Raw genomic sequence first — 9,468 nt, 5'->3', positions numbered from 1 at the left:
AGAACTTACCCTTGACCTTCCAGTTGCTGGAGAGACTAGGTTGATGATGAATGAGTTTCAAGGGTGCCATTTTTGATGGATGCCTGCACCTGCATAAGGATTTGATACATGCCCAAGGATACCGCCGCCAAAACTGCCACCCTCTATCGGATGCTGATGACCGACCACATGTGTCCATACGGGTTGAAATCGAAAGACCTGTTAGAACGTCAGGGCTTTCAAGTGGATGATCGCCACCTCACCAGCCGTGGCGAGGTTGATGCGTTCAAAGCCGAGCATGATGTGAAGACGACGCCACAGACGTTCATTGGTGAAGAACGCATCGGTGGTTTCGATGACCTGAGCGTACATCTAGGAAAAGCCACCAAGTCCAAGGATGCCACGACCTATAAGCCTGTCATCGCATTGTTCGCGGTCGCTTTGTTGATGGCCATAGCTGTGACTTGGTTGGCGTTAGGTGCCGCATTCACGGGACGGACAGTTGAATGGTTTATCTCGATATCCATGGTGCTGTTGGGTCTGCAAAAACTGCAAGACGTAGAACGGTTCGCCACGATGTTCCTGAACTACGACCTGCTGGCCCAACGGTGGGTTCGCTACGGATATGTCTATCCGTTCGTTGAGACTGGGGCAGGTCTGCTTATGATGGCCGGGGTTCTCACGTGGTTGTCTGCACCAGCAGCGTTGTTTGTCGCCAGCATTGGCGCGATCAGTGTGTTCAAGGCGGTCTACATCGACAAACGCGACCTAAAGTGCGCCTGTGTCGGTGGTGACAGTAAGGTTCCATTGGGTTTCGTGTCACTGACGGAGAACCTGATGATGGTCGGTATGGCGCTCTGGATGCTCACGACGCTGCGATAATAAATCGTTTGACCCTCCACCTACAGGAAGGATTAAAGATATCCAAAAGACGTGAGGATTAGTACATTCAATGAAATCGACTATCGCAATTGCCGCAATTTTGGTTGCGGGTGGCGTAGGCTACGTGTTGTGGCCCTCAGCGCCACAAACCGCCGCTTCTGACACCGCTATCAGTAGGGAGAATGGGGGACTCGCCAATGTGCTGTTGCCCGAAACCCTGTCACCGAACGCCCAGATCGGGCAGCTTGGATATGAGGCCAAGTGTGCTGCTTGCCACGGTGCGAATGCAGCGGGTCAAGATGGCGTAGCACCGCCATTGGTCCACATCATTTATGAACCCAGCCACCACGGCGATGAAGCGTTCCAACGGGCTGCTGAGTTGGGCGTTCGGGGCCACCACTGGCCGTTTGGTGACATGCCCCCCGTTGAGGGTGTAACACGGGGCGATGTCACCATGATCATCGCCTATATTCGCGAACTGCAACGTGCCAACGGGATCAACTGATCTCCAGTCACAAAATTGGAAACCGCAATGAAGACTATTCTACTCGCAGGCATGATCGGGATTTGGGCAACGGGCGCAATGGCGCACTCTCCCCTCGATACAACGACACCTACCAATGAGGCCACTGTCACGGAGATGCCGACCGAAGTCTTGATGGACTTCAAAGGTGACATTCGTTTGACGCGGGTTGCTATCACACATGCCGACACGCACAGCATGGACATGGACCTTGGCGAACAAACAGCGTTCACGCAGGAGTTTACGTTGCCGATGCATGACATGGGAGCGGGTGTGTACGTCGTTGAATGGCGTGGGCTTGGTGCAGATGGCCATGCCTTGAATGGCACCTTCAGCTTTACCGTCGAAGAATGATGCCTGATCTGTTCGGTCTGGCGGCCATCGCCACAAAATTCGCTCTCTATCTTGGCGTGATGACTGCGGCTGGCACGGTGATGGCAACGTTAATGTTTCGGCTGGATCGCACACGAGGTCTGGCCGTGGCATTCGCTGTTCTGGGGTTGATTGCAACGATCCTCGCCTTTTCACTGCGCGGAGCCAATCTGACGGGCGATGTCAGTGGCATGACTGATCCTGAGATGCTTGGCCTGCTATGGACGACACCTGTCGGTACCGCATTACTGTTACGTTTGGTGGGTCTTGGTCTGTTGATCGCTGGCCTGTTCATGGGCCGCGTTGGAACTTGGGTCTCGGTATTGGGTGGTGTCATCGCGATCTGGTCATTCGATCACGTGGGCCACATCTCTAGCCGTGACACGACACTGCTAGACATCGCTTTGATGTTACACTTGTTGGCCGTTGCGCTGTGGATTGGTGTTCTTACGCCACTGAAACGCTTGGCATCATCTTCCAACACCTATGCTTCGGCTGCAGATGTGGGGTATCGATTTGGTGTTGTTGCCACTGTCACTGTCCCAGTGCTGATCATCTTGGGTGGCTATATGGGGTACGAGTTGGTCGGTTCGTTCTCCGCGCTCATTAGCACAGGATACGGGCAGGCTTTGATCATAAAGGTGCTTTTGGTTGGTCTGCTGCTTGGATTGGCTGCTGCCAATAAACTTCGGTTCATACCTGCGCTTCGTGCGGGCGATCCAGCCGCCGCAGGCCATCTTTCCAAGTCCATTTCAGTCGAATGGCTGGTTATCCTTGCCGTGCTGGGAACGACCGCTGTTCTCACAACAAACCTAACTTTGCCAACATGAGGCACCACATGAACAGACGACACTTCTTGGCTACCGTCTCAGCCACAGCGATATTACCAATGCCCACATTCGCAGCCCAAGATACGTTGCGGTTGAAGGCCGAAACGGTGACGCAGCAAATCCTACCGCTGGGGGATGGTGTAACCTCTATGCTGGGCTTCAACGGGTCGATGCCAGGGCCAGAACTGCGTGTGCGGCGCGGTGAACGGGTGAACATCGATGTCGAGAACGGTCTTGAGGAAGGCACCGCAGTGCATTGGCACGGCATCAGGTTGGAAAACCAGATGGATGGGGTGCCGATGTTGACGCAAGAGTTGATCGAACCTTCCGACACCAAAACCTACAGCTTTATCCCGCCAGACGAAGGCACCTATTGGTATCATTCGCATTACATTTCTCATGAACAAGTCGCGCGTGGCATGATGGGTCCGTTGATTGTTGAGGATGAAACGCCCCCAGATGTTGATCACGACATCACCGTGTTGATGGCGGATTGGCAGATGCAGGAAGATGGCAGCCTGTCCGATGAGTTTACCGACATGCACAGTGTCGCCCATGGCGGTTACATGGGGAATTTCGCCCGTGCCTTCCTGTCCCAAGATCAGGTGAAGACTGGGGATCGGGTTAGGTTTCGGCTGATCAACGCCGCAACCAACCGTATCTTCCCCGTTGAGGTTAGTGGCGTCGCTGGATCGGTCGTGGCCTTGGATGGGATGGCCCTTTCCGAGCCACGTCCTATGACAGAACTTACCCTCGCACCTGCACAACGGGCAGACCTGATCGTAGATATCACGGGGCCTGTAGGATTTGATATGCTGAGCCGTCAGGGACCATATCGATTGGCTGATCTCGCTGTGAGTGGCATCAATACGGATAGGCAGGCTGGAGCGATCATGGCTCTGTCACCGCCCAACCTGCCAACACCAGAAGAACCCACGCAACATCTCACTCTGACGATGATGGGCGGTGCAATGAGTGGTCGCCACGGCGGTGACAATATTTGGGCCTTCAACAACGTCTCGGACCTACAAGGCGACCCATTCGGATCATTCCAAAATGGCGAGACTGTGCGGATCACGTTTGTAAACGACACCTCGTTCCCGCACGGCATCCACCTGCACGGTCACCACTTCTACGAGGTTGAAGAGAACGGAGCTTTGGGCGATCTGCGCGACACAACTTTGGTGAACGCAGGTGAAAGCCGCGATGTCATCTGTGTCTTCGACAACCCTGGTCGTTGGCTGCTGCACTGTCACATGCTCAGCCACGCTGTGGGAGGGATGCGCACTTGGGTGAATGTGGCATGAGGTGGCTGATCCCAATCCTGCTGTCTTTGGCCTCCACAGCCGCTGCTGATCACAACTGGGAACACCGCGACATTGTTGCGGGACAAAGCCTGTATGCAGGCAACTGCGCATCATGCCACGGGGCAAACCTTGAGGGGCAACCGAACTGGCAATCCTCTGACGCCGATGGTGTGCTTCCAGCACCGCCACATGATGGGACGGGCCACACGTGGCATCACGATGATGAACTGCTGTTCGAATACACCAAGCTCGGTGGCGCTGCTGCATTAGAGGTCAGGGGTGTCACTGGTTTCAACAGCGGAATGCCCGCATTTGGTGAAACACTCACCGATGATGAGATATGGGATATCCTCGCCTACATCAGATCAACTTGGTCTGAACGGGAACGCGAAGTCCAAGCCAGCAGGACCCCACCACACTGATGGACAACTACCCGAAAAGCACTGGACGCTATGACAGCGTATATTTTCCACGACAAACACGGATCATGCGACCGTCGTCACACAGTCCCCGCAATGCGCGATAACAAGCTTCATGGCTAAGATTGATGCGGGTCGCCAACTCGGTGACCGTTGCATCGAAGTAGCCTGCCTTAACAGCCGCCAGTATGCGTTCTTTGGCTGACGGGATTGCCAGCAACTCGATATGTGCGCGGTACTGTTGAACCTGAACAGCAAGCAACCTTGTGAAACCTTCGGAGAACGCAGGATTGGATTGCATCGTTGCAACGACATCCGCCTTTGCGATCTTCATGACATTTCCAGCTTCGGTGCATACCGCATCACAGTGGTAAGTCGCCGAGAAGACTGATGCCTCCGCGAAAAACCCGCCCGACACTGCCCTGTGCAGGGTCAAGGTATCGCCCCCCAGCCCAGTTCGTTGCAGTGTCACGCATCCAGATACAACACGGTAAAGCCCCGATGTGGTTTGGTTCTGGCGAAACAGCACGTCACCTTTTCGCATGTCTAATGTGCGACGTGCATCGGCGGGTAGATGGGAAAAGGGATCAGAAAACATATGATCCAAATCATAAGTGATAAGTTTGAAATTGGCTAGGGTGATCAAGAAATAGGAGTGTTCAATGAAACTAGGTCTTTTATCAGCAGCGATGATGTTCGTCGCAACCAATGCCATGGCACAACATGCGCATGCGTCAGGATCACCTAGCGAAACAGGTCAATCCCAGTTCGCTGCGATTGCCGAGATCGTCACACTGCTGCGTGACAATCCCGAAACGAACTGGGCGCAGGTCGATATCAAAGCACTGCGTGATCATCTCGTGGATATGGACAACGTGACGACTAGGGCGTCGGTTGAACGAACAGTCGATGGAATGAGTGCGACGTTCGTGGTCACTGGCGATCAGGTGGTTGCAGCATCGATCAGGCGCATGGTGTTGGCACACAGCCCGATGTTGCAGGGGTCATCGGATTGGGCCGTCACTGCTGGGGAAATGGAAGGCGGTGCATCGATGCTGGTTCAGACTGGTTCAGAAGAAGAGTTGAACCAGGTGCTGGGATTGGGTTTCTTTGGGCTGATGACAATCGGTGCGCACCACCAACAGCACCATCTCATGATAGCAACAGGGCGATCACCTCACTGAACAAAAGCCCAAAGCAGACCTCCAGAAACTAATGTGGAAAGGCCGGTTTGTCCACTCACCGACGTTTCAAGCCGAAATAATGCTGCGCGATGCACGAATGGCCGCAATGACGGGCCGCACCGCAGCATCTTGGGGTGGTGGTGAAAGGCAGCAATGGGCCGATGGTGCGACTTTGCAAAGTACACTATCTGCCCATAGCGCTCCCTCCGAACATGTTGCTGCGAACGCCCTTCCCGCCCGATGTATCGCCGGGAAAGGGCATGTTTTTGCTACAGCAAGCCCGTCTTGATCTCGCGGTTTGAAATAATCAGCTCGCAGGCATCTGTTGCGCCAGCCTGAGCTACTGAATATTTCAGGCGCACTTCGTCAAACTGAAATGCTGAGAACACTTCTCTGATCTCAGGTGTGTCGTTGATCGAGAGAAGAAATGCCCCTTTTAGGCTTGCAAGTTGTTCTGCCATTTTTGCAAATTGATCACGACCAAACATGCCTTTGCCATAATCACTTTCACCACCAAAGTAAGGCGGATCCAGATAGAATAAGGATTCAGGACTGTCATAACGATCCACCAATGCCGACCAATCAAGGGTCTCGAACACAACACCCTCAAGGCGCTCATGTGCAGCATCAAGAATCGGTTCCAAACGAGACAGGCTAAAACGTGGCCCACTTGTTGGTGCAACACCAAAAACCCCATTCACCTGACCACCAAAGGCCAGTCGCTGCAGATACAGGAAACGCGCAGCGCGCTCGAGGTCCGTCAAGGTTGCTGGATCCACAGATCGTAGGCGATCAAATTCACGCCGTGACGCAATCTGAAACCGCATAACTTCCATGAGCTGCGGATAATGACGCTGCAAGATGCGGAATAGATTGATGATTTCACCGTTGAGGTCATTGGCAACCTCAAGACGCGGACGCCAAGAACGGCGCAGAAATACACCACCCATTCCGACGAATGGTTCAATGTATGTTTTATGTGGGATTACATCGATCCGCTCAATGAGAGTACGATGCAAAGTTTTCTTGCCGCCCAACCACGGGGCGACTGGTGCGGCAGCGCGCACTTTTTCCATTGTCATTTTGGATGATTCCAGATTAAGCCGCTGACACACTCGCGAGTGTCGGGCGGCGATATCTTAGCGGACGTCGATGCAGCTTTGTTAACGCATGCTGCATGGTATGCAGTGTTTCAGCACTGCTTACCCCCGCCCCTATATAGGGCGAAGATGGATTTATTTCTATTTTTCGGATGGGGTTTCACATTTAACCACATAGTGGCGTGCCACACTCAGCGTGACAGGCCGCAACGCAGCCTGAACCGATACGACCGGATCAATCTAAATGACAGGCGAACTGTTTATTATTTACCGTCGGGCCACTGTGACGGACGGTATCCATCTCGGAGCCATTCCAGAACCCGGCAAGCAATTGGATTAGGGTCACGCGACGTGCTGGCTGCACCATCGGCTTCCCACTTTCGAATTGTACGTGGATCAGTATCTAGTATTGAACCAAGCTCAGCCAAGGTTAGGCCGAGCTTTTGGCGCAGTTTTTTGAACTCAATATTGTTCATTATAAAACATCCTCACGATCAAAGCCGTCTTCTTCAAGAAACCGAATAGCCTGTGCTCTATCAGTAGTGGCGACAACAATAAAGCGACCACATGGTGATGGGCGTATGCAACACACCAGAGCAATCGCCCCCTCAATACGCTCTGCATATTCTACCAAATTACTACCCCAAGGGGCTATCACGTACAGAATATCCATGCTTATGCCTCCACACCGGATGTGTCGACATCGGCGTAAGCGTTAGCAGTGAACCAACCGCTTACATCAGTATAGGCAATTATTGTGCCGTCTAGTGCATAAGCTTCTTTTACTAAGGAGTGGGGTTTCTGCACCCATTCTGCGTTCAGTATTGAAACAATCTTGCAGGCTTTTCCGGGGGTCGTTTTGATGAATGACATTTTAAATCCTTTTCCGTGGCGGGCTTCGTTGCCCTGTACACTCAATATAGGGCCGTTGGCCCTATCACTCAAGTCGTAAACCAAGATTTACTCAGTAAACCTGAACATTTTGAAAGGGAAAAAATGACGTAGACCTGAAGAAGATCCCCCACCTGCAGAGATTATTATCGGAACGCCTTGATCGCACCGACACCCGATCCGACGTAGAACAACCATTTGATCATGTCGCCAGCCCATAGCTGCATTTGCGGCGTCGGCAGGTTCGCCACATTCCAGGCGAACCCAAACACACTGTCCAGAATGACCGCCGCCCACCAGAGCGCCAGCGGCACGATGAACATCGCTGCAAGGATCCAGAACCACGGGAATGACAGTTTGGCTTTGTTGTAATCCGCCATGATTTGCGTTTCTTGGACGGCCTGGCGCGCGAACTCGACGGCAGTCTCTGCGCGCAAACGGTCACTGTCGTTTGCCAGTTCTGCCCGGCGTTCCATGTGGCCAATGGCTTTGTCGACCATGCCACCGAACCCGATCTTGATCATGAACGCGATGATACCGGACATCACGCCAGCCCCCGCATGCAGAAACCATGTTCATCCGCCCGGCGCATAACAAGACCGCGCACGACACGCTGACCAGCCTTATTCCACCAGGTCAGCGCTTCGCACGCCCCAGCGATGTCAGACGCGTTCAGGCGGCGCACAGCGGTGCTGCGCCCCGCCCCAGCCTTGCCAACATTATAAGCAAGACTGGTAAACGCGACATCACGATGCACCGGCAATCGCTGCGAGATCGTCTCGGACGTCAGATATTCATGCAGCCCATCGCGATAGGCCATCAGTTGAACGGCCAACATCGCGTCACATTCAGCCTGGCTATATTGATCCCCCGGCTGCACGCCTTTGGTTTCACCATAGCAAACCGTCCAGACCCCAACGATGTCTTGGTAAGCCACCAAACGCAGCCCTTCCCAACGACCAACAAAGGGCACCGCGACCGCCAAGAATTGATCCGCATCATCATCCACCAACTCGACAACGTCAGGCCCTGCAAGCGGAGTATCACCGCCACGCCAATCACCAAACATCAGCGCCCCAACAAGGACCGCTGCGATCAGGGCCACAGGAACCGGGCTGCGCGTCGTGGTGCGATCAACTTTCGCCTGTGTCAGAAGCCGCCCAAACATCCCGTAAAGCCACGCAAACAGCGCCGCAAACCACCAAAGGCGCGGGTTGGTATCGACCCCAAAGCCATAGAAGATGAGTTCAGGCAGCAGCAGGAACGCACCCGTCAGGTAGAACCCCCACATTGAATGTGAACGCCATGCGATTTCTCGCCAGTTTTCAACAAGTTTAAACATTGATAGTCCTTTCATATGAAACAGCGCCCGACCATTCGGGCACAAAAAAACCGCTCGAAAGCGGGTGGGTATTTTCAGAAGATGGGCAAAGTCAGCTTTAATCTTTGGGCTTATTCTTACCCTTTGCAGGCAAAATCCTATCCAGCCCGCGATCTGTGATTGCGTCCGCGCGCGAACTCAGCCGAGACGCCACCTTCAAGATAAGCGGCAACACAAACGACGACACCAAGCCCGACACGCCCATGATCAACACCAAGGGGGCTTCAGGCATCCATACATCAGCGGCCGCAGCAGCCATGACCGACACAAACAGGCCTGTCGAAAATGTGCCGAGGAAGCTTAGAGGTTTTGCCCGTTGAACCATGCCGGTTTCAAGCACACGAGATGCTGCAAACGCACCCGCCAAGGCCATTGCGAGGCCACCCAAGAACAGCTCAGGCGCATAATGTTGCAAGCCAAGTGCTGACATCAGAAGAACCATCAATTCATTTATATATGTTGGTGGAGGTGACGGGTTCACAGCATTACTTCCTTTTTACTTTTGTAATAATTTCGTACATCGGGATGCGTCAGAGCCTGTCCCTGCATCCAACTTCCGACGATTGGGAACGCCACACAATTGCCCGCCTTCCAACATTC

The 9,468-nt window shown here is 53.5% G+C and carries 15 protein-coding genes; 7 read left to right on the top strand and 8 right to left on the bottom strand.

What is annotated here, in order from left to right; translation table 11 throughout:
* The first annotated feature begins 108 nt into the window (after positions 1-108).
* The 6 genes from ACPGUT_RS05755 (at position 109) to ACPGUT_RS05730 (ending at position 4,315) form a co-directional block, all read left to right on the top strand.
* Positions 109-861 carry a MauE/DoxX family redox-associated membrane protein gene (locus ACPGUT_RS05755; protein WP_423989367.1) on the top strand — a complete coding sequence of 251 codons (753 nt, stop codon included), beginning with the start codon at positions 109-111 and terminating at the stop codon, positions 859-861.
* Positions 862-931: 70 nt separating this feature from the next.
* Positions 932-1,366 carry a c-type cytochrome gene (locus ACPGUT_RS05750; protein WP_423989366.1) on the top strand — a complete coding sequence of 145 codons (435 nt, stop codon included), beginning with the start codon at positions 932-934 and terminating at the stop codon, positions 1,364-1,366.
* Positions 1,367-1,393: 27 nt separating this feature from the next.
* On the top strand, positions 1,394-1,738 hold the full coding sequence (locus tag ACPGUT_RS05745) for a copper resistance CopC family protein (RefSeq protein WP_423989365.1): 345 nt from the start codon (positions 1,394-1,396) through the stop codon (positions 1,736-1,738).
* Entirely contained in the window at positions 1,738-2,586 is an 849-nt protein-coding gene (locus tag ACPGUT_RS05740; RefSeq protein WP_423989364.1) for a copper resistance D family protein, read from the top strand. The genes ACPGUT_RS05745 and ACPGUT_RS05740 overlap by 1 nt, the downstream gene beginning before the upstream one ends.
* A gap of 59 nt (positions 2,587-2,645) precedes the next feature.
* Positions 2,646-3,893: a multicopper oxidase family protein gene (locus ACPGUT_RS05735; RefSeq protein WP_423989363.1), complete on the top strand. Its 1,248-nt coding sequence runs from the start codon at positions 2,646-2,648 to the stop codon at positions 3,891-3,893.
* Positions 3,890-4,315 (top strand): c-type cytochrome, encoded by a 426-nt coding sequence (locus ACPGUT_RS05730; RefSeq protein WP_423989362.1) that lies wholly within the window; start codon positions 3,890-3,892, stop codon positions 4,313-4,315. Before ACPGUT_RS05735 ends, ACPGUT_RS05730 begins: the two co-directional genes overlap by 4 nt.
* Before the next feature lie 28 nt (positions 4,316-4,343).
* On the opposite strand, the gene ACPGUT_RS05725 is transcribed toward ACPGUT_RS05730, so the two are convergent.
* Positions 4,344-4,910, bottom strand: a complete 567-nt coding sequence (locus ACPGUT_RS05725; protein ID WP_423989361.1) for a Crp/Fnr family transcriptional regulator — start codon at positions 4,908-4,910, stop codon at positions 4,344-4,346.
* Positions 4,911-4,974: 64 nt separating this feature from the next.
* Between ACPGUT_RS05725 and ACPGUT_RS05720 the strand changes: the two genes are divergently transcribed.
* Positions 4,975-5,496, top strand: a complete 522-nt coding sequence (locus ACPGUT_RS05720; RefSeq protein WP_423989360.1) for a hypothetical protein — start codon at positions 4,975-4,977, stop codon at positions 5,494-5,496.
* A gap of 269 nt (positions 5,497-5,765) precedes the next feature.
* Here the strand turns inward: ACPGUT_RS05720 and ACPGUT_RS05715 are convergent, their stop codons facing one another.
* The 7 genes from ACPGUT_RS05715 to ACPGUT_RS05685 all read right to left on the bottom strand — a co-directional run bounded on the left by ACPGUT_RS05715 (position 5,766) and on the right by ACPGUT_RS05685 (position 9,298).
* Positions 5,766-6,572 carry a DNA adenine methylase gene (locus tag ACPGUT_RS05715; RefSeq protein WP_423989379.1) on the bottom strand — a complete coding sequence of 269 codons (807 nt, stop codon included), beginning with the start codon at positions 6,570-6,572 and terminating at the stop codon, positions 5,766-5,768.
* Between the two features lie 287 nt (positions 6,573-6,859).
* Positions 6,860-7,072 (bottom strand): helix-turn-helix domain-containing protein, encoded by a 213-nt coding sequence (locus ACPGUT_RS05710; RefSeq protein ID WP_423989359.1) that lies wholly within the window; start codon positions 7,070-7,072, stop codon positions 6,860-6,862.
* Positions 7,072-7,269, bottom strand: a complete 198-nt coding sequence (locus tag ACPGUT_RS05705; RefSeq protein WP_423989358.1) for a hypothetical protein — start codon at positions 7,267-7,269, stop codon at positions 7,072-7,074. Before ACPGUT_RS05705 ends, ACPGUT_RS05710 begins: the two co-directional genes overlap by 1 nt.
* A gap of 2 nt (positions 7,270-7,271) precedes the next feature.
* Positions 7,272-7,469 (bottom strand): hypothetical protein, encoded by a 198-nt coding sequence (locus ACPGUT_RS05700; protein WP_423989357.1) that lies wholly within the window; start codon positions 7,467-7,469, stop codon positions 7,272-7,274.
* A 164-nt stretch (positions 7,470-7,633) separates the two neighbouring features.
* The gene (locus ACPGUT_RS05695; RefSeq protein ID WP_423989356.1) at positions 7,634-8,032 is read right to left on the bottom strand and encodes a hypothetical protein; all 399 of its coding nucleotides are present in this window, start codon (positions 8,030-8,032) and stop codon (positions 7,634-7,636) included.
* Complete coding sequence (locus tag ACPGUT_RS05690) at positions 8,032-8,829, bottom strand: lysozyme (RefSeq protein WP_423989355.1); 798 nt, start codon at positions 8,827-8,829, stop codon at positions 8,032-8,034. The genes ACPGUT_RS05695 and ACPGUT_RS05690 overlap by 1 nt, the downstream gene beginning before the upstream one ends.
* A gap of 97 nt (positions 8,830-8,926) precedes the next feature.
* Positions 8,927-9,298 carry a hypothetical protein gene (locus ACPGUT_RS05685; RefSeq protein WP_423989354.1) on the bottom strand — a complete coding sequence of 124 codons (372 nt, stop codon included), beginning with the start codon at positions 9,296-9,298 and terminating at the stop codon, positions 8,927-8,929.
* Positions 9,299-9,468: the final 170 nt, after the last annotated feature.

Origin of the sequence: Halocynthiibacter sp. (genome assembly GCF_049608145.1) — a bacterium.
Lineage (GTDB): Bacteria > Pseudomonadota > Alphaproteobacteria > Rhodobacterales > Rhodobacteraceae > Halocynthiibacter.
The sequence above is the reverse complement of the archived record's forward strand: the minus strand, read 5'-3'. Positions and strand labels throughout refer to the sequence as shown.